The organism is Vibrio parahaemolyticus (assembly GCF_900460535.1).
Lineage (GTDB): Bacteria > Pseudomonadota > Gammaproteobacteria > Enterobacterales > Vibrionaceae > Vibrio > Vibrio parahaemolyticus.
This window is the reverse complement of sequence record NZ_UHIL01000001.1, coordinates 1,237,632-1,257,195: the sequence shown is the minus strand read 5'-3', so window position 1 is coordinate 1,257,195 and position 19,564 is coordinate 1,237,632. Positions and strand designations below refer to the sequence as shown.

The 19,564-nt window shown below is 43.5% G+C and carries 17 protein-coding genes; 7 read left to right on the top strand and 10 right to left on the bottom strand.

Going from position 1 to position 19,564, the window contains the following annotated elements:
- Positions 1-12: 12 nt before the first annotated feature.
- A complete protein-coding gene (clpS, locus tag DYB02_RS06415) occupies positions 13-333 on the bottom strand; it encodes an ATP-dependent Clp protease adapter ClpS (RefSeq protein WP_005456259.1) in 321 nt (106 codons plus the stop codon).
- A 699-nt stretch (positions 334-1,032) separates the two neighbouring features.
- Here clpS and cspD point away from each other — a divergent pair.
- Positions 1,033-1,251 carry a cold shock domain-containing protein CspD gene (gene cspD, locus DYB02_RS06410; RefSeq protein WP_005456215.1) on the top strand — a complete coding sequence of 73 codons (219 nt, stop codon included), beginning with the start codon at positions 1,033-1,035 and terminating at the stop codon, positions 1,249-1,251.
- Between the two features lie 130 nt (positions 1,252-1,381).
- Here cspD and DYB02_RS06405 read toward each other — a convergent pair whose 3' ends face one another.
- A complete protein-coding gene (locus tag DYB02_RS06405; RefSeq protein WP_025503108.1) occupies positions 1,382-3,607 on the bottom strand; it encodes an NADP-dependent isocitrate dehydrogenase in 2,226 nt (741 codons plus the stop codon).
- A gap of 311 nt (positions 3,608-3,918) precedes the next feature.
- Here DYB02_RS06405 and DYB02_RS06400 point away from each other — a divergent pair, with 311 nt between their 5' ends.
- Complete coding sequence (locus DYB02_RS06400) at positions 3,919-4,617, top strand: pseudouridine synthase (protein WP_025503107.1); 699 nt, start codon at positions 3,919-3,921, stop codon at positions 4,615-4,617.
- 98 nt (positions 4,618-4,715) lie between these two features.
- Here DYB02_RS06400 and DYB02_RS06395 read toward each other — a convergent pair whose 3' ends face one another.
- Both DYB02_RS06395 and DYB02_RS06390 read right to left on the bottom strand, forming a co-directional pair.
- Complete coding sequence (locus DYB02_RS06395; protein WP_005456209.1) at positions 4,716-5,369, bottom strand: DUF2057 domain-containing protein; 654 nt, start codon at positions 5,367-5,369, stop codon at positions 4,716-4,718.
- A 259-nt stretch (positions 5,370-5,628) separates the two neighbouring features.
- Positions 5,629-6,633, bottom strand: a complete 1,005-nt coding sequence (locus DYB02_RS06390; RefSeq protein WP_005456255.1) for a porin — start codon at positions 6,631-6,633, stop codon at positions 5,629-5,631.
- Between the two features lie 514 nt (positions 6,634-7,147).
- Here DYB02_RS06390 and dinG point away from each other — a divergent pair.
- The 5 genes from dinG (at position 7,148) to xthA (ending at position 11,626) form a co-directional block, all read left to right on the top strand.
- Complete coding sequence (gene dinG, locus DYB02_RS06385) at positions 7,148-9,223, top strand: ATP-dependent DNA helicase DinG (protein ID WP_005456236.1); 2,076 nt, start codon at positions 7,148-7,150, stop codon at positions 9,221-9,223.
- 14 nt (positions 9,224-9,237) lie between these two features.
- On the top strand, positions 9,238-10,023 hold the full coding sequence (locus tag DYB02_RS06380) for a sulfite exporter TauE/SafE family protein (RefSeq protein ID WP_005456200.1): 786 nt from the start codon (positions 9,238-9,240) through the stop codon (positions 10,021-10,023).
- A complete protein-coding gene (locus tag DYB02_RS06375) occupies positions 10,020-10,565 on the top strand; it encodes a primosomal replication protein (RefSeq protein WP_029803730.1) in 546 nt (181 codons plus the stop codon). Before DYB02_RS06380 ends, DYB02_RS06375 begins: the two co-directional genes overlap by 4 nt.
- Positions 10,565-10,729, top strand: a complete 165-nt coding sequence (rsmS, locus tag DYB02_RS06370; protein ID WP_029803728.1) for a pleiotropic regulatory protein RsmS — start codon at positions 10,565-10,567, stop codon at positions 10,727-10,729. The genes DYB02_RS06375 and rsmS overlap by 1 nt, the downstream gene beginning before the upstream one ends.
- Before the next feature lie 90 nt (positions 10,730-10,819).
- Complete coding sequence (gene xthA / locus DYB02_RS06365; RefSeq protein ID WP_029803726.1) at positions 10,820-11,626, top strand: exodeoxyribonuclease III; 807 nt, start codon at positions 10,820-10,822, stop codon at positions 11,624-11,626.
- Between the two features lie 97 nt (positions 11,627-11,723).
- On the opposite strand, the gene DYB02_RS06360 is transcribed toward xthA, so the two are convergent.
- The 6 genes from DYB02_RS06360 to DYB02_RS06330 form a co-directional block, all read right to left on the bottom strand.
- Entirely contained in the window at positions 11,724-14,444 is a 2,721-nt protein-coding gene (locus DYB02_RS06360) for an ImpA family metalloprotease (protein ID WP_029803724.1), read from the bottom strand.
- Between the two features lie 146 nt (positions 14,445-14,590).
- Positions 14,591-15,268, bottom strand: a complete 678-nt coding sequence (locus DYB02_RS06355; RefSeq protein ID WP_029803722.1) for an ABC transporter permease — start codon at positions 15,266-15,268, stop codon at positions 14,591-14,593.
- A 3-nt stretch (positions 15,269-15,271) separates the two neighbouring features.
- Positions 15,272-16,012: an ABC transporter permease gene (locus DYB02_RS06350; RefSeq protein ID WP_005456256.1), complete on the bottom strand. Its 741-nt coding sequence runs from the start codon at positions 16,010-16,012 to the stop codon at positions 15,272-15,274.
- A gap of 81 nt (positions 16,013-16,093) precedes the next feature.
- Positions 16,094-16,864, bottom strand: a complete 771-nt coding sequence (locus DYB02_RS06345; RefSeq protein WP_005456273.1) for an ABC transporter substrate-binding protein — start codon at positions 16,862-16,864, stop codon at positions 16,094-16,096.
- Positions 16,865-16,947: 83 nt separating this feature from the next.
- Positions 16,948-17,718 carry an ABC transporter ATP-binding protein gene (locus tag DYB02_RS06340; RefSeq protein ID WP_005456207.1) on the bottom strand — a complete coding sequence of 257 codons (771 nt, stop codon included), beginning with the start codon at positions 17,716-17,718 and terminating at the stop codon, positions 16,948-16,950.
- Positions 17,719-17,952: 234 nt separating this feature from the next.
- Positions 17,953-19,413: a flagellar sheath protein A gene (locus DYB02_RS06330; protein WP_005481901.1), complete on the bottom strand. Its 1,461-nt coding sequence runs from the start codon at positions 19,411-19,413 to the stop codon at positions 17,953-17,955.
- Positions 19,414-19,564: the final 151 nt, after the last annotated feature.

Below are 19,564 nucleotides of genomic sequence, written 5' to 3'. Positions count from 1 at the left end.
GCAAGTCTTCTTCTACGCTTGCTCCATAGTACAAAGTAGCGGATGTTCATTTTCCCTTGCGTACATCGTAACTTGCGCTACTTTTGTTTCGGCAATTTCTGCGCTGTAAGTTCCACAGACTGCCTTTCCTTCATAGTGCACTTTGAGCATGATTTGTGTTGCTTTATCAATATCATGTGAAAAGAATCGCTCAAGTACCTCTATGACGAAATCCATAGGTGTATAGTCATCATTATTGAGTACAACGTTATACAGCTTAGGTGGCTGAACTTTTGTACTTTCTCGCTCCAGAAGATCAGAGTCCGGAGTGACCCATTCAAAATTTTTACTCATGGCAATTTAAAGATATCGTATCAAAGGGTTGATGTTTTCGACCTATAAAAACAATCTACCACAAGCATGCTGTGCGGTGTAGTGAGATGTGGCACCGATTTAGAACTTTGATAGATAAAAGTTGCTACCTAATATAGAGACTAATCCACGTCTCGCGGGCGCGCAAATAAAAGATGGTTATCGATAAGCCCTGAACTTTTACTCAAAAATCACTCTCTTTTCTCACTAACGAACAGAATCTGACCAACGCTAATTTCTGTGTTAGATCACACTTCCTCACTGAGAAAAGGTTATTTATCACGAAAACTTCATTTTTTATTCAATCCGATGATTTCACTATCATAAGCAACACCAACAGTATGGATTTTTCGTAACCCGTCGCTTTTTGGTCTAAATATCTAAACTTCGGCGTACGTCCAAAAAACAGTTTGCAAAATTGTTAATCTCAAAAGTGATTTGTTTTCAATTATGTTTCCGTTTGTTGCTCGACACTATTGACTGTATGGATTCATTGACTACAGTGGAAAGTATTGATGCATAAATCCTCATTCTGGATCAGTTTGAATTTAAGCAACTTGGTGAATGTGATTCTGTATCAATGAGACGTTTGTTAGCGGTCGCTAACAGTAGTACCAAGTTAAAGGTATAACTTGGTTGTTGTAACAACATCAGTAAAAAATGCATGAGGGATGTATAAGCATGGCTACAGGTACAGTAAAGTGGTTTAACAATGCCAAAGGATTTGGGTTTATCTGTTCAGACGAAGAGGAAGGAGACATCTTTGCCCACTACTCAACTATCCAAATGGACGGTTATCGTACACTGAAAGCAGGCCAACAAGTCTCTTACGAGATTGAAAAAGGTCCAAAGGGTTGCCACGCAAGTAGCGTTGTGCCAATTGAAGCCCAAGCCAAGTAAATTGAGTGCTGTCGTAGAAACCATTGCTCTCACATAGCTTAAACCTTTGTGAAGAGAAAAATAAACCCGCCAATTAAGCGGGTTTCTTATTATCTGAAAAACACGCCGGTCACGACGTGTCATCCGCAGATTACTTGTCGATGATTGCGTTAAACGTTTCGCTTGGACGCATCAATTTAGAAACCAAAGCATCGTCTAGTAAGTAGTAACCACCTAGCTCACCTTTCACGCCTTGAGCACTATTAAGTTCTGCAACAATCTTCTCTTCTTGCTCAGCAAGAGATTTTGCAATAGGTGCAAATTCAGTGGCTAAGTCTGCATCCACAGTTTGCTCTGCCAATGCTTTCGCCCAGTACAGTGCTAAGTAGAAGTGGCTACCACGGTTATCCAACTCACCTACTTTACGTGATGGCGATTTATTTTTGTCTAGGAATTCACCCGTTGCTTTGTCTAGTGTATCGGCTAGAACTTGCGCTTTAGCATTGCCAGTTGCTGAGCTTAAATGCTCTAGAGAAGCAGCTAATGCTAAGAACTCGCCTAGAGAATCCCAACGCAGGTGGTTTTCTTTCTCGACTTGTTGAACGTGTTTTGGAGCAGAGCCACCAGCACCGGTTTCAAACAGGCCACCGCCGTTCATCAACGGAACGATTGAGAGCATTTTAGCGGATGTACCCAGTTCCAAAATTGGGAACAAGTCTGTTAGGTAGTCACGAAGTACGTTACCCGTTACAGAAATAGTATCTAGACCAGCTTTCATTCGCTCTAATGAGTATTTACATGCTTCTACTGGAGCAAGAATCTTAATTTCTAGGCCTGTCGTATCGTGATCTGGCAGGTATGCATTGACCTTTTTAATAAGCTCTGCATCGTGTGCGCGGTTTTCATCTAGCCAAAATACAGCTGGAACGCCTGTCGCACGTGCGCGAGTTACTGCAAGTTTCACCCAATCTTGAATTGGCGCGTCTTTTACCTGACACATACGGAAGATGTCACCCTCTTCTACCGCCTGTTCAAGCAGCGCTGCGCCAGAAGCATCAACAACACGTACTGTACCTGCTGCATCTAGGATAAAGGTCTTATCATGAGAACCGTACTCTTCTGCTTTTTGAGCCATCAAACCCACGTTTGGTACGCTGCCCATTGTTGTCGGGTCAAATGCGCCGTGCTCTTTACAGAAATCGATAACTGCTTGGTAGATACCTGCATAGCAGCGATCTGGAATCATCGCTTTAGTATCTTTTTGCTTGCCGTCAGGACCCCACATTTGGCCAGAAGAACGCAACATTGCTGGCATAGATGCATCGACAATGATGTCGCTTGGGACATGCAGGTTCGTGATGCCACGATCCGAATCAACCATCGCAAGTTCAGGCTGAGTTTGGTAAACCGCCTGAATTGCCGCTTCAATCTCTTCTTTTTGTGCTGCTGGTAGTGACTCGATTTTCGAGTAAACATCACCAAGACCATTATTTACATCAACGCCAAGCTCTTCGAATAACTTACCGTATTTAGCAAAAACGTCTTTGTAGTACACTTTTACAGCGTGACCGAAGATAACCGGGTCAGAAACCTTCATCATCGTCGCTTTCATGTGTAGAGAAAGCAGTACGTCTTGCTCTTTCGCATCTGCGATTTCTTTTTCGAAGAACTCAACCAATGCTTTTTTCTTCAGTACAGAGCTATCAATAACTTCTTTGTCTAACAGTGGGAAAGCAGATTTTAGCTCTTTTACAGAGCCATCTGCGCCAACAAACTCGATTTTTACTTCTGTTGCGCCAGAAATGGTTGTTGATTTCTCGCTACCAAAGAAATCGTCACCCGCCATGCTTGATACATGGGATTTAGAGTCTGATGACCATGCGCCCATTGAGTGTGGGTTTTTCTTTGCATAGTTCTTAACAGAAAGTGGCGCACGACGGTCAGAGTTGCCTTCACGAAGTACTGGGTTTACCGCACTGCCCTTAATCTTATCGTAAGCCGATTTAATCGCTTTTTCTTCGTAAGTACTTGGCTCTTCTGGGTAGTTTGGTAGGTCGTAACCTTTAGCTTGAAGCTCTTTGATTGCGGCTTTTAGCTGAGGAATAGAAGCCGAAATGTTTGGCAACTTGATGATATTTGCTTCTGGTGTTTGTGCGAGTTCGCCCAGCTCAGTTAACGCGTCGCCAATGCGTTGCTCTTCTTTTAAGTGCTCTGGGAAGTTAGCGATAATTCGACCCGCTAGTGAAATATCACGAGTATCTACGTTGATGCCAGACGATGCAGTAAACGATTGAATGATTGGTAGTAATGAATAAGTTGCTAGCGCCGGTGCTTCATCAGTGATGGTGTAGATAATGGTAGGTTTTTCTGTAGGCATGAAATTTCCCTATTTTTGAATCAACTTGTTGGCTGATCAACTCAGCGTCTGAGTTGGTGTAATTGACGCATTGCTACACGTTAGTAGTGTGTATCTCCTCGCTAACGCCACATGCGGTTTGCACTCTTTCTTGTAGTTTGAAGCTCTTGGCTCTGAATCCATGAGTGCACTGATATAATTAAACAAATAACACGAAATAGTCTATTATTCTGTGCGCATTTGTTAGTTTTAGGCGCGCAAATGATAGCCGATCTTAAGAAAACTTAAAACTTTCAAACACAGTTCATTTACATTTTTGCAGGGTAGTTAACATGTCATCTCGCACAGGTCATGAAAAAGGGCGTCGTACCAGCCAATCTAAAACAGGCCATTTTAAACGTTCCGGTAAACCAAACCGTGTAGAGGATCAAACCACAAGACGCCACCCTACTCGCACAGCCAAAGCCAATAAACCTCGAGTCGACCTGCAAAATCGAAAAGTCATTATTTTCAATAAGCCTTACGATACGCTGAGCCAATTTACCGATGGTGACGGCCGTAAAACATTGGCTGACTACATTCCAGTAAAAGACGTATACGCAGCAGGTCGACTAGATAGAGACAGTGAAGGCCTAATGGTGTTAACCAATGATGGTATCCTACAAGCGAAGCTGACTCAGCCGAAATCGAAGTCGCCGAAAACGTATTGGGTACAGGTGGATGGAGCCCCACAAGAGCAAGATTTAGAGAAGTTGCGTAAAGGCGTTGAATTAAAAGATGGTATGACCTTACCCGCAAAAGTAGAAGTCATTGAAGCTCCGACGATTTGGGAGAGAAACCCACCAGTTCGTTTTCGTGCAAATATTCCAACGACATGGCTAGCAATCACTATCATTGAAGGTAGAAACCGCCAAGTAAGACGCATGACCGCTCATATCGGCTTCCCAACTTTACGCTTAGTACGCTATTCAATGGGCGACATTACCCTTGGAGACTTGCAGCCTGGCCAATGGAAAGAGATTCAGCTCTAGCCATCTTAAAACAGCACATTCCTTAAAGTAGTCAACATCAAAAAACATAAAAGCAGGCCATCGCCTGCTTTTTATATTTTTATCGTCACCAATAACAATTATTGTTGAGAAACCCACTTCATGAATACCTGACGTTCTTCGTCAGTCATTTCTAGATAAGCAATTTTTGCTTTTGTCAGTGGCGAATTCACTCTGTGAGTCTCTTTAGCTGTACCCGTTGCCTGAAGCTCAGATAACTCGACTCGCTTGCCATTAGAAAAATAGACGCCGTTAAGTTCGTTGTACTCTGCCAATTGCTCATCAAGGTTTGAATATGGGAAAGCACCTTTTTTACCTGGCATCTTATATTGCGAGTAATCAATAGACTTATCATTGATGCTTACTTTCCAGTCCATTGTATCTTGTTCAAACAGCTTGTCTGCCTGACGCTTATCTCTAAAAGATGGCGCATCAATATAAAGCTCACCCGCGCCAGAACTAAAACCAAGAATGTATGGTGCAGAGTAAACTTGAGTGCGCTTGTCACCACGCCCGATAGCTTTGTTTACCTTAATAACCACTTGGTTTGAGCCATCGATGAGAGTATACGGAGTACTCAATTCATCCGTACTAACGCCATTTACAAACAGAACTTGAACACCTTGTGCGGTACTTAAAGTTACTGATACATCAGTTTTATGTGTTGTGTCTGCGTTCGCTGTTGTACCAAACAGACCAAGAAAAAACGCTACAATCCAAGTTTTTAGTCTCATATCCTAATAACCTTAAAAATCGATTAATTACATCAAAAAGTTAAATCTCGCTTACCACTAATCACAGTTTGAGGAAATCATTAATGAAAAGCCAATCATTTCACTACAACTCGCTGTAGATAATTGGTAAGCGCACTCTTGCCTCGAAACTCTAAACCCGCTTGACCTATGTATAATAGTTACTGAGTGGTCTAGACGCTTTAATATAAAAAAGGCCGCAATAAATGCGACCTTTACTATATCTACTTAAGTTCTGTTATTAGAACGTGTAGTAAACACCAGCAACTACGATATCGCCTTCAGTTTTCATAGAAGTATCTTTGTTATCGTTTTCGCTTGCAGTGTATTCGATGAACGTTAGAACGTTACCAGTTACAGCGTAGTCAGCACCGAACGTGTAGTAAGATTGGTCGTGGTCGCCTTCGTACTCAGTGAAACCGAATGAAGTGTAAACGCGAGCTTCGTTCATTTTGTAAGCAGCTACTGCAGACCATGTATCTTGGTCAGCTTTGTTTAGCTCTTCAGCAACGTAGTTAACTGCAGCAGAGAAGTTGTCCATGTTGAAACGAACAGCAGCACCCATTACTTGGTAGTCATCACCAGCAAGGTTACGGTTTTCTTGATCTTGGTAAGAAGCACCAACTGTGAACATATCGTTGATTGCGTATTGCGCAGATAGACCGAATGCAGTATCGATTTTCTCGTCTTGATCTAGGTATGCATCAGCGATAACTGTTAGCTTGTCGAAGCTACCTTTAACTGAAACAGCGTGACCTGCACTTTCTTTTGATTTTACGAAATCATCAACGTAACCAAGACCTTCGTTAGTGTTGTCGATAGTGATTGCGTCTAGAGAGTCACCGAAATCACCAACTTCACCGAAAGCTACACCCCAGTTGTCACCGAAGTAAGCACCGAAGTATAGGTCATCTGTACGTACGCGAGCGTGGTCGCCGTCGATTTCACCAGTAAGTTTGTTGTCGTTATCGAAGAATTCACCGTTTTCTAGTTCAAATGAGCCGAATACTTTGATGTCTTCGTTTAGTTTGTGCTCTGCATCGATTTGGATTTTAGCCCATAGGTCAACGTCTACATCACGCTTAGTAGAAGTCTTACCGTTTTCTTTACGTTCGATAGTACTTACGTAAGTGTCGATCTCACCCTTAAGGTTGAAAGAAGTCGTACCGTTGTCGTAGATGTTGCCTGCTGCTAGTGCAGACGTAGAGATGCCTGCTACTGCAAGAGCTACTAGAGTCTTTTTCATAATTAATCCACTGCCTTTTCTTAGTTTGGGATATCCTTTCCGAATTCCCTTTTTTATATTTTTGAGGCCACTTGTTATCGATTCGTAACAATGCATGACCTACAAAATCTGGGCACTAGATTGCAAAAGATTATTCTGCCTGTCAAATTTTCTAAATATAAATATCAAAAAATAAAAATAATCAATAAAAACAATAACTTGATTTACTTTATTTAATTTATTCGATGAACATCTAAACTATCGGCTTGATTTTCCTCAATTTATCATCCTATTAATAATCAAAATTTAAATCTAAAAACAAACTTTAAAGCAATCAAAACAGTATTAAAATCTAACAAATCTACATTTTTGAAGTTTTATATTTTTCATATAATGAAATTATTTGCATTGATATGGAGTTCAATATTTTTTTGTGAAGAAGATCTAGATTCCTTACAAAAGCATTCCGTTTTGTGAACTACTGTACAACTAGTGATGTGTGCTACTATTCGGCTCCAACGCATTTGAGGCCCGTATGCTGACCAGTAACATTCAAAAATCGATTCGCAATAGCTATCAAAACCTACAAGCTCAACTCGATAACTTTGTACCAAGACGAGCTCAAAATTATCTTGTCGCTGAAATCGCAAAGACGCTTTGTGGTCAATATCATAAGTCCAATCGAATACTGGTAGCAGAAGCAGGCACAGGGATCGGTAAGTCACTTTCTTATTTGATGGCCGCTATACCAGTTGCCGTGCATAACAACCGCAAAGTCGTTATCTCAACGGCAACCGTCGCGCTTCAAGAACAGTTAGTGAATAAAGACCTTCCTCTATTTCGTCGTATTACAGACCGAGAATTCTCTTTCATTCTTGCCAAAGGTAGGCAGCGCTACTGCTGCGCAGAAAAGCTCGCAACAGCCAGTGGTGTGGATGGCGGTCAACTAGCGATGTTTGAGACCAAGCCAAAGAAAAAAGACATTGAATTACTGGAAACCATGTATCGCTCACTCGCTCAAGGGAAATGGGATGGTGACCGCGACGCTTGGCCTAAACCCATAGACGACCGCATCTGGCAATTGATTGTCAGCGACAAACACAGCTGCAATAACAGTTTGCCAGGTCACAGAGGGTGCCCGTTTCAAAAGGCGCGTTCTGAACTGGACAAAAATGATGTGATCATCGCGAATCACTCTCTCGTTATGGCTGATGCTGACTTAGGTGGTGGCGTAATCTTACCAGAGCCAGAAAATACGATTTATGTCTTTGACGAAGCTCACCACCTGCCTCACGTCGCCCGTGATCACGCTTCAGCATCCGCGAGTTTAAAAGGCGCAGCAGCGTGGCTAGAGAAGCTGAATCAGTCAATCAGTAAATTTTCATCACTGGCTGATGAGAAACGTGTCGCTCGATTCCGCAATGACTTGCAAGACTCGGTGCAAAACTTAATACCTGCGCTCACTCAACTGACTAAACAGTTCGACCCATCTCAGTTTGAAGAAGGCATCTACCGCTTTGAACATGGCGAACTGCCAACTTGGCTAGAAAACCAATCTAAAGAGCTAAAGCAGTTCAGCAAGAAAGCAAACCAAAGCGTCGCGAAAATCGCCGATCTTATCGCAGAAAGAGTCAAAGATGGCGAACTCGCGGCAAGATTGGCCGAGCCTGCGCTCGCTGAACTAGGTTTCTATATTCAACGACTAGAGAACCTTGCTCAAGTTTGGCATTTGATGGCAGAGCCAACACGAGAAAAAGGAGCACCTTTAGCGAGATGGCTAGAAACTCACCCAGATCGTGAAGGCGATTTTATTGTGAGTGTCTCCCCTCTTGAGATTGGATGGCAGCTAGACCAACAGATTTGGAGTCGTTGTATTGGTGCCGTATTAGTTTCAGCAACAATGCGAGCGTTGAACTCTTTCCACTATTTTTGCCATCAAGTAGGCATTGATGGAAAGCCAGAATCTGGGACTCAGTTTTTGGCACTCGCTTCGCCTTTTGATTATCAAAACCAAGCTGAGTTACTCATACCGGCAATGAAGTACGAACCATCGGCACCTCAATTTACTGAATATCTTATTGAGATCTTGCCTAAGTACTTAGAAGACAAAAAGGCCAACTTGGTATTATTCTCCTCATACTGGCAGATGAACCAAGTCGCAGAAGCGCTGTCTTCAGAGTTCATAAAACGAGGCTGGGCTTTGCAAGTACAAGGCGAAAGTTCTCGTCAAGAAATTCTAAAAAAACATAAAAAGCTTGTAGAAACAAACAAAACCAGCGTTCTCTTTGGTACAGGAAGCTTTTCGGAAGGACTCGATTTGCCAGGAGAGTTACTGGAAAACTTAGTGATCACCAAAATTCCATTTGGTGTTCCTACCTCTCCAGTAGAACAAGCGCATTCAGAATACATAGAAAAGAAAGGCGGCAACCCATTTATGCAAATCACTGTACCTGATGCGAGCAAAAAGCTGATCCAGAGCGTGGGCCGCCTACTGCGTAAAGAACGAGATTCTGGTAGAGTGACCATTCTGGATCGACGCCTCGTAACCAAACGCTACGGGCAAGCACTTATCGACTCACTGCCGCCATTTAAACGAAAAATAGAATATTAGAAGAATAAGAATTTATGGAAATGATAGAGCCGACAATGCTGTTGGTGTTGGCGCTAGTCGCTTTTGTTGCTGGATTTATTGACGCAGTCGCAGGTGGTGGAGGGATGCTAACCGTCCCTGCTTTGCTGTCTTTGGGGCTTCCTCCTCACATTGCTTTGGGGACGAACAAGTTGGCTGCTACCTTTGCATCGTCAACTGCCGCATTCACTTACTACAAAAAACGCTTGTTCAAACCTCAGTGTTGGGGGCGCGCGTTTGCAGCAACGCTTGTCGGCGCAACATTGGGCACGCTCTTTGTCGATGCCATCAGTACGGATTGGCTAGAAAAAGTCTTGCCTCTTATTATATTAGCCGCTGCGCTGTATACTGTATTCCACAAAACGCCACATTCCCCTCATCAAAGCCCAATACCAGAGCCTTGCCCAAAGCTGCATAAAAAACAGTACCTGCAAGGTTTGTCGATTGGTTTTTACGATGGATTAGCCGGTCCAGGAACTGGCGCGTTTTGGACTGTAAGTTCTATGGCGCTGTACCGTCTCAATATATTGCTCGCCTCTGGTTTAGCCAAAGCGATGAACTTCACCAGTAATTTTACCTCACTTATTACTTTCGCCATTTTAGGTCACATTAACTGGGTGCTAGGCTTAACAATGGGTGTGTGTTTAATGGCTGGTGCATTTGTTGGTGCGCATTCTGCAATTCGATTCGGCTCTAAGTTCATTCGTCCCGTTTTTGTCACGGTCGTGAGCGTATTGGCGATTAAGCTGGCTTATGACGCTTGGTTTGTAGGTTTATCATGAACATCGAACAACTTTCGCAAAGTTTAGAACACATGGCGAATCAAGCCGCGACATTGGATCGCCAACGAGGAGAGCATCACGTTCCGTTGTTTGATGAACGTTTATTTAGCTGCCGTTCTCGCTTACTGACCCCTTGCGTAAAAGAAGCGAAATCGACACTGGACGCGATTATCCGAGAGCAAAACGAAAATAAGCTCACCGCTTTGCGAGCGGAGTACCTCACCGAACGACTCGTAGCGCAAATTGGCGCAATTCAGCGAGAGATTTCTACCACTAAAATTCGTAAGAATGAAATCAAGCATAGCAGCCACTTTCGCAAACCAATTAACGTGCTTTATCAAGAGCTCGCGCAGCACCAAGAATGGGCAAGACGCTTGCGAGAAATGGTGTTAGAAAAGGAACGCGCAGTGGAAACTGCACCTAGTTTTATGCGAGCTGAAGCTCAGAAAGTATTACTGACGACAGAGCAACGTTTAGCTCGGTGTGAGGCAGCGCTTCTTAAACTAGAAAATCAAATTACACATAGGGAAAAGCACCAATAATGGCAGACCAACCAACCTCTCCTCTTGATGATGCACCAGAAGAGATCAAGCTGGCCGTTGATTTGATCTACTTGCTTGAAACCAACGAGATTGATCCAGAAGTTGCGATTAAAGCATTGAAGATCGTACAAACAGATTTAGAAAACAAATTGAAAGCGCGGTAAAAAGCGCTTTTTTCTTTTGTTGAGATTCATTTTCACTACGCTTTCAGAATGATACCATTCTAGAAAAATACGCCCTCAAAAGGATAAATAATGAAAGTAATCAGCTTTAACATCAATGGACTACGTGCTCGACTGCACCAACTCCAAGCGCTAATCGATAAACACCAGCCTGACGTTATTGGTCTTCAAGAGATTAAAGTGCATGATGAAGCGTTCCCGATTGAAGATGTCGAAGCCATGGGTTACAAAGTGTATTTTCATGGCCAGAAGGCGCATTACGGCGTAGCGATGCTTTGTAAGCAAGAGCCAATCCGCGTACAAAAAGGTTTTCCAACGGATAACGAAGAGCACCAAAAGCGCATGATCATGGCGACGTTTGAAGACGAAAATGGTGAAAAAGTAACGGTGCTTAATGGCTACTTCCCTCAAGGGGACAACATTAGCCACGAAACGAAATTCCCATACAAGCGCCAGTTCTACAAAGATCTAATGACGTATCTAAACGATCATCACAGCAACGATGAACAGTTGATTGTTATGGGTGATATCAACATCAGCCCTATCGATTCAGATATCGGTATCGGAGAACCAAACCGTAAGCGTTGGTTGAAAACGGGTAAATGCTCTTTCCAACCAGAAGAACGTGAATGGCTGAAAACGTTGTTAGATTGGGGCTTTGAAGATACTTTCCGTAAGCTTTGCCCAGAAGTGAACGATCGCTTCTCGTGGTTTGACTACCGATCTCGCGGCTTTGATGACAACCGAGGTCTACGAATTGATGTGATTTTGGCGACTCCTTCTCTCGCGCAAAAATGTATTGAGTCGGGTATCGATTATGAATTACGCGGTATTGAGAAGCCTTCAGACCATGCGCCAATCTGGTCGACATTCAAGTAATACTTTACAAAGCAATAACCGTGACTCAACGCTAAGGTAAATCTAGTAAAAAGGGAGACTCAGTCTCCCTTTTTCATGCACGTTGTTTTCTACTCAGCTAGTTCAGCGGCCAAACCGTTTGACCATCAATACTTACTGGCGTTTGAGCGAATTCGTTCAGACAGTAACCGGTATTGCTGCTTGCAAAGTAAGTGAGAGGCATCGGCGTCAGATTCAACGCAACAACTTGTTGCTTCGCTTTTTCTGAGAACGAAAATCCCCACATGTCGAGATAGTTAATCATATCTCGCTGAGCCACGTAACTTAGGGCAATGAGCAGCCAGTCGTTGTTTGAGATACTGTTCGCTTCATCTTTGGTATACATCGAGAAACCAATGCTTGATTGTTTCGCATTCCAAAGTGCCTCATCTGCTTTCAAACGATTAAACTCACGCTCAATAAGATGAAGTCGCGCCAGTAAATGCCAACCATTTTTAAGCACACCTTCGTGCTGAGTTGCCATCATCATTTGAATGTAAACGCGAGCACCCCAGCTCCAACCCGTTTGGTTTTGCTTCGCCATATAAGCATTTGGATCGCTTTGTGCTCGACTGGTTTGCAACAGTTCAAACTGACCTTTGAAATCCAAGCTTTGGCAGGTTGATTCCTTACCCGTATTTTGGAAGAAACGAGACTTGCTGTAGTAGGAGTAGTAGTTGGTCGTCGAATGCCCTTCCCAACCAGCGAATCGGAATCGTCCTTTCTCTAAACCGTGGCCTAGCTCATGCAAATCACCGTGACCTAAAGGACTGAAGGCCCAATAAGCATCGTACGGGTTACCAGAGCAGCCATAACCACAAGTGGCTTGGTCAGCATTCATGTGCTTAACCATATCAATATTGGCAATTTCCCAGCCTTGGTTTTGAGCGTATTGAATAATTTCAGGTACTTCGTCTATACCCGGCCCTTGGAAACCAGCCAGAACATGCGGGTAGTTATGAACATATTCTTCTGTTGCAAGCGCCATTTCCGCAGGAGTAGACCACATTTCATCGTTGACCGACTCTAACATCTTGTCACGCTTTGAGTGCACTTCAAACCCAGGGGTGATCAGCTCGGCCCAATCAAACAAATTGGCTTCTAGCTGCTGAATAAAGGTGTCGTTGTCCTTCTCACTTCTCCATACAGGATGCTGTGCCACATGGTTAAATCTCAGTTCAACCGGAATATCATTTTTGTCAAAGTGAACCTGTACTGGGCCGCCATAAGGAGAAGTCAGCGTGATGGTTTCACCCGCTTTGACTTCGTAAGCAAATGAAGTCAGCAGTTTAGGTCGAGTATAACCGTCTTTACTGAACTCATGAGTCGCTCCACTTCTTAAGCTATTGATGACAATTTTTGTGGTCACATCATTGTTGTCTTTACGCGTTACCGTGAAAGTCTCACCTGGCAGCGCATACACTCCTGCCGAACGGAAGTTGCGTTTAGACTCCATATTCACCGTAGTATCAATTCTCTTTACATCGGCCCCAAATTCACTGCGGCTGAAGTTTCCCATGTTTGGTTGTTTTGGGTTGATGCGACGACTGTTGTATTGAACGTAGTCCGCGAAATACGATTTCAAAAATTCAGTCGTCCCCGTAGACTGCTTATCCATTGGAAAGGAGGCCGTTTGACGATAATGATCCGCCAATAACACCATCAGCTTTTCGTATTGATAACCATCTTGTTCAAACAACGAGATTTTTTGCTCATCAAGTGATTTCAGCCATTGGCGAATGCTGTTGGCAGCGTCGTAAAACTGACTGTCCATGTTCGCTACTTCTGGGCATGATTTATCATCACATTGGGACAAATCAACATTGAAGTTTTGAGTTTCGAAACGGGATAACAACGCTTGTTGCGTGATGACAGAATCTGGCACAAAGTTCATCAGTGATGAAGGTGCCCAATCGACCAAACCTAACTTACGCCAATAGTTGTCCCCCACGTAGTCAACATGGAATTTTGCCAAAATGTCTCGGCCAAGATCGGTCAGCCCACCGTCCCAATGCAGATATAGAACCGGAATTTTAGCTTGCTCGGCATAAGCCAGCGCATCTATTACCTGTTGGTCGGTATCTCCTGACAGCAAATGTTGTGACAGAATCAACAGGTTTGGCTTATCGGCTTTCAAGCAGCTAAGTAATTTTGAACCGTCGCACAGGTTAGCTTCATTAAATATCAGGTCTGGTGAAATATTGTTATTTAACCAACTGCGCGTCGCTTGCTCATCAGGAAAGTAATAAGACTGATCCATTTGCGCGATGACGACGTTTGAAGTAGCTCCACCTGACAACCAAGTAACGAGGTTTTTTAACCATTGAGTCATTGCCGCATTAGAAGAATCAGGAAAACGTTGTGCGGTTCGAAATGGGTTACTGCCTAAAACAGCATAACGCTGGCCATTAGTTTGCTCACCAGCAATACCAATCGACAACGCTTGGTCTTTGTAGCCACTCGCCATCGCTTTATTGGTCATCAATATGGTGTCGTTGAATCCATAGGTAGGAGCAAAAATCGCGGCATCATGCGTCGGATCCCAGTAAAGACCCGAAAGATTTTTTGCTATCGCAGATTTGATCGCATTCGACTGTTTCTTGTGCGCCTCAACAACTTGACGGCTTTCACGAATGAAGTCATTTGGGTCAGAAACCAACAGGGCATTGCCCGTTTCTAGCGCTTGTTGAACAGGAACTGGAGTTGGTGTGACTTGACTGTTTGATTGTGACTTGCTCTCTCCACCACCGCATCCGGTGGCAACAGCGGCAAGACCCAACGATATAATTGTTTTTTTCATATTTCACTTATTAAACAAGGGTTTTGCCGAAGTGTAATGTAAGCGAACGAGGGAACGAAATAGTCTTGTTGATAAATAAGAAAAGTATGAATGAAGGTATCAAAAATAGAATGGTACCCGTAGGTACCATTACTTAAGTACATGATTTAGCTCAGAGGACGCAGGTACGCTAAGAAACGTTTTTCCGCGCGTTTAAAGCACCAAAGAATGATAAACGTAAGCGACATATAGAAAAGTCCAGCCGTCAAGAACGACTCAAATGGTGCGTAATAACGAGAGTTAACTAAGCGCGCTGCACCAGTTAAGTCCACGATGGTTACGATCCCTGCAACCGCACTGCCGTGAAGCATGAAGATCACTTCATTAGAATAAGCAGGTAGTGCTCGGCGTAACGCACTTGGCAAGATGATGCGTTTGTAAGTCATAAATTTACTCATGCCATACGCTTTTGCGGCTTCCACTTCGCCTTTCGGCAAACCGTTAATCGCACCACGAATGATCTCTGCCGTATACGCTGATGTGTTTAGTACAAACGCAACCAGAGCACAAAACCACGCGTGTTCCCATAAGGTATCTTTCACTGGGAAAAACTGATCCATGCCATAGTAAATCAGATACAACTGAACAAGCAGTGGCGTTCCTCGGAAAAAGTAAATGAATCCCCAAGAAGGAAGGCTCAAAGCGTAGTTGGTACTGTTTCTCGCAATGGCGAGTGGAACTGAGACGCACAAGCCAATCACCAATGAAATGCCCACCAGCCAAACGGACGTCCAAAGCCCTTGAAAGTAAACAGGGAAGCTTTCAATAATCAACGAAAAATCCATTACTTACCTCGCATGAATACTGAATTTGCGTTCAACGAGTTTTAACAACCCCGTCGAAATACTGGTGAAGAAAAGGAAAATCAGTGCAACGGCCATGTAGAACGTGAACGGCATTTTTGTTGTACCAGCCGCCAGAGAGCTCATTCTCACCATATCTTCAAGCCCGATGATGGAGACAAGCGCGGTGGTTTTTAACAATACCAGCCAGTTGTTACCAAATCCCGGTAGTGCATGGCGAATCATCTGAGGAAGAAGGATTCTTCTGAACGACAACACTGGGCTCATGCCATAAGCTTTTGCTGCTTCCAACTCACCTTTATCGACGGCCATGATCGCACCACGGAAAGTTTCCGCCATGTAAGCTCCAAAGATAAAACCAATTGTCAGCACACCGGCAATAAACGGGCTCACATCAATGTAGTCAGGTAAGTAAGAAGTCCACTCATGATTTGGGTCGCTAGATGCAAACCATTCATTGAGCGTTTCGTTGATGGAATAGAGGCTATTGTTTAAAAGTATTTGCCCACCAAAGAAAATCAACATCATCAGAACTAAGTCTGGAATGCCGCGAATAATGGTGGTGTAAAGTGTGGCAATTGCTCTTGCCCATTTGTAGGGTGCGAGCTTAGCAAGCGCGCCAAGCATTCCCAATATCACCGCAAGCAGTAGTGACAGAACTGCTACTTCGATGGTTACCAAAGCCCCTTTAAAAATGGAGGCTTCATATCCTTGTAAATCCAGCATAGGTGAGTTCCTAATCCCTAAACTCAAAAAATCGACCGTTGACTACTTCTAGGAACAAGCCAACGGTCGCTTAATTACCGCTTATTCGCCGTAAACATCGTAGTTAAAGTACTTGCCAGCAATTTCTTGGTAAATACCTTTATCACGCAGTGACAAGATTGCCGCATCAAGTTTCTTCGTTAGATCTTTATCTTGTTTACGTACAGCGATACCGAAACCTTCACCGAACCATTTCGCATCAGTCAGAGATGGGCCAACAAATTCGTACGCATCACCACCAGCTTTGTTCAATACACCTTCCTCTAGAGCAGATGCATCGCCCAAAACTGCAGCAACACGGCCGTTCGCAAGGTCTAGGTACGCTTCGTCAAAAGAGCCGTAACGTACAATTTCAACTTTGTCACCGTAGTTATCAGTCAGGTATTTATCGTGAGTGGTCGCGCGTTGAACTGCGATTTTTTGGCCATCTAGATTAGCAAAATCTAGGTTTGCACCTTTCTTAGCGATGAACTTATTTGGGATCAATGCGTATTTGCCCGTGAAATCCACTTTCTTCTTACGTTCTTCGGTAATCGACATTGCCGCGATGATCGCATCGTATTTACGAGCCAATAGAGAAGGAATAATGCCATCCCAATCTTGTGCAACGATCTGACACTTCACTTGCATTTCTTCACACAGCGCATTGGCCATATCAACATCAAAGCCTTTTAGAGAACCATCGGTTTCTGTCCAGCTAAATGGAGGGTATGCGCCTTCAATGCCAAAGCGAACTGTTTTCCATTCTTTCGCTTGAGCAACACCAGACACTGCCGTTGCAGCAAGAGTTGCTGCCAATAACCACTTTTTCATTTCCATACTCCTGTGATTGCTATTTTATTTGGTTTTGTTCGTTGTGCTTACTTAGGAGGCAAAACTCTGCCGCCTAATGAATATTAGTAGATAGATGAGATAAACTGCTGTAATCGCTGAGAATCGGGGTTAGTAAATAGCTTAGCTGGATCTCCCTGTTCTTCCACTAAGCCTTGATGCAAGAACATCACATGATTTGAGACGTCACGAGCAAACGCCATTTCGTGCGTCACCACCAACATGGTTCGCCCTTCATCTGCCAAATCTCTCATTACCCCTAGCACTTCCCCAACAAGCTCAGGGTCAAGCGCAGAGGTAGGCTCGTCAAACAGCATAACTTCTGGATCTACGGCAAGGGCACGAGCAATCGCAGCACGCTGTTGCTGACCACCAGATAAATGACCTGGGTAATAATCTTTACGTTCGTAAAGGCCGACTTTTTTCAGTAACAACTCTGCATTTTCAATCGCTTGAGCTTTCGGCACACCAAGAACGTGAACAGGTGCTTCGATGACGTTTTCAAGAACGGTAAGATGAGACCAAAGGTTAAACCCCTGAAAAACCATAGCTAAACGCGAACGAATACGCTGAACTTGTTTTTCGTTGGCAGGTACGGATTCACCCGCGCGGTTGTTTTTCATTTGAATAAGCTCGCCGTTTACCCAAATTTCACCAGCGGTCGGTGTTTCTAGTAAGTTAATACATCTAAGAAAAGTACTCTTGCCAGAACCGGAAGAGCCAATGATGGAGATAACATCCCCTTTGTGAGCGGCAAGTGAAATGCCTTTCAGGACTTCATTCTGTCCAAATGTTTTGTGCAGGTCTTTTATATCTAGCGCTGGTACATCATTCATGCGCTCTACTCCCTGTGTTTTTGTCACTGCAATTAAGGGACTCCGCCCTCTCTATTTCGGAACAAATTAGCACCACCCCCAGAAAGTTGCAACAAATTATTAACCTAAATAAATCGAATAGATAGATACGATAGACAAATGAATATGCAATATATAGCAACATATTCTTTTATTCGTGAATATAGACCACAAAAAAGCCCCTCAAGTGAGGGGCTAAATAAATTTACAAAAGTGTTAATTGCTTCTCTCTAACATCAGCGTCTTAGTTTGAGCAATGCGATTCATCGTATCTCTAACTTGTTTCTCATTCATTACGATACCGAGTACATCTTTTGTCGTATCAGCGCCATCACCATTGGCAAAAGCAGTGAGAAAATCAGCAGCTTTAACGTCTGCTTTTTCATCGGTAAACACATAGCTCTGAGTAATTAACGAGTTATTGGAGATAACTAAATCACTTCGAGCACCAGAAGGAACACTAGAGTAATCTAAGTCAGGAACGACGATACTTCCTTCGATCAACGAGTAAACAGAATGGCGAACAACGTATGGCGTTGCACCAACCATCGTACCTTGCTGATAGCTCACGCGTTGTAACCCGTTTTCTTGGCCTAAACCAATACTGTCAGTTAGATCAACAACACTGTTTGATACACCTGGCTTCGTGTTCTGGGTATCCGTTACTGAAAATAGAGAGCGGTCATCAACAACAATGCTCCAGTTTTCAGAAACTTTGTCTGTGTATGCAGCTGTCCATCCAGGCGTTGCAATCGTGCCTTCTACACTGAATGTCCAAACATCGCCTTTCAATGCATCAGGGTGATAAAACGCACTTGTCTTTGGCACTTCAGCTAAACGGTAAGAAAAGTTTTTGTAGATTGTATCAATATCTATCTTAGAAAAATTGATACCCGACGTACTGACCATAGGCATCGAAGGCGTTCCTGCAAAGACCATGCGTCCATCCGTCCAGTCTTCAAAACCATATTGGTACAAGGAAGAGCGTGAAGCAGTGCGGTATTGAGCTACCATCGTTTTTTCGGTACTAACCGCTGGTAAACTTTCACCCTTGGTAAAGCGCGATTCGTTCGCCGTTACAGTTTCTAGCTGGGAATCAAAGTAGAACGTCGAATATGGATTGCCTGAAGCATCTTCCGCAGTCTTGTAGTCCAAGTTCGTCTTATTGACTTTTGAATCGTTATTTCCCGTCAGACAGCTCGTATTACTTACGTTCGCATCTGCAGATAGGTATACGTTTCTCAAAGAGGACTCAGATTCCAAAAGATCTTTTGAAAAGGTAATCGCGTTAATAATAGTGCCATTCACCTCTTGAACAGTAACACTACCGCCATCTGGAATCGTTTGCAGAATAATCGTCAATTTGTCATTGCTTGCTGTTACCAAATCACCAACGCGGTTACCCGATGCATCAGAGTAATAAGCTGTTAACTGAGTGTCTAAAACACCACCCAACTTATGGTAATTCAATACTTGCTCAATGTTGTTTGACTCAAAGCGATCGTAAATCGTACAAGTACCGTTACTTGAAAGCGCTTGTGTCTTTGGCGCAACAAAAGTGAAGTTAAATGCAGTTTGAGGTGTACCGCCGCCACCGCCACCGCCGCCACCGCCGCCACAACCGACCATTAAACCTGAGATAATTGCCACAAGTGGCAGTACTTTAAGCTGTTTCATGTCTTCTTCCTAAACTGAGCGGCAATGATTAGCCAAAAAATCGTCGTTGCTCGGTACAAAGCAAGAATAAAGCCAGCTTTATATAAACATCGTGAATATTGATCATTTAAGGGTGCCCCATGCGATGCAGGGCAATAAACTCTAATTTTAT

Coding starts and splice junctions, on each gene's coding strand:
- clpS (WP_005456259.1), bottom strand. CDS start 333: ATGAGTAAAAATTTTGAATGGGTCACTCCGGACTCTGATCTTCTGGAG.
- cspD (WP_005456215.1), top strand. CDS start 1,033: ATGGCTACAGGTACAGTAAAGTGGTTTAACAATGCCAAAGGATTTGGG.
- DYB02_RS06405 (WP_025503108.1), bottom strand. CDS start 3,607: ATGCCTACAGAAAAACCTACCATTATCTACACCATCACTGATGAAGCA.
- DYB02_RS06400 (WP_025503107.1), top strand. CDS start 3,919: ATGTCATCTCGCACAGGTCATGAAAAAGGGCGTCGTACCAGCCAATCT.
- DYB02_RS06395 (WP_005456209.1), bottom strand. CDS start 5,369: ATGAGACTAAAAACTTGGATTGTAGCGTTTTTTCTTGGTCTGTTTGGT.
- DYB02_RS06390 (WP_005456255.1), bottom strand. CDS start 6,633: ATGAAAAAGACTCTAGTAGCTCTTGCAGTAGCAGGCATCTCTACGTCT.
- dinG (WP_005456236.1), top strand. CDS start 7,148: ATGCTGACCAGTAACATTCAAAAATCGATTCGCAATAGCTATCAAAAC.
- DYB02_RS06380 (WP_005456200.1), top strand. CDS start 9,238: ATGGAAATGATAGAGCCGACAATGCTGTTGGTGTTGGCGCTAGTCGCT.
- DYB02_RS06375 (WP_029803730.1), top strand. CDS start 10,020: ATGAACATCGAACAACTTTCGCAAAGTTTAGAACACATGGCGAATCAA.
- rsmS (WP_029803728.1), top strand. CDS start 10,565: ATGGCAGACCAACCAACCTCTCCTCTTGATGATGCACCAGAAGAGATC.
- xthA (WP_029803726.1), top strand. CDS start 10,820: ATGAAAGTAATCAGCTTTAACATCAATGGACTACGTGCTCGACTGCAC.
- DYB02_RS06360 (WP_029803724.1), bottom strand. CDS start 14,444: ATGAAAAAAACAATTATATCGTTGGGTCTTGCCGCTGTTGCCACCGGA.
- DYB02_RS06355 (WP_029803722.1), bottom strand. CDS start 15,268: ATGGATTTTTCGTTGATTATTGAAAGCTTCCCTGTTTACTTTCAAGGG.
- DYB02_RS06350 (WP_005456256.1), bottom strand. CDS start 16,012: ATGCTGGATTTACAAGGATATGAAGCCTCCATTTTTAAAGGGGCTTTG.
- DYB02_RS06345 (WP_005456273.1), bottom strand. CDS start 16,864: ATGAAAAAGTGGTTATTGGCAGCAACTCTTGCTGCAACGGCAGTGTCT.
- DYB02_RS06340 (WP_005456207.1), bottom strand. CDS start 17,718: ATGAATGATGTACCAGCGCTAGATATAAAAGACCTGCACAAAACATTT.
- DYB02_RS06330 (WP_005481901.1), bottom strand. CDS start 19,413: ATGAAACAGCTTAAAGTACTGCCACTTGTGGCAATTATCTCAGGTTTA.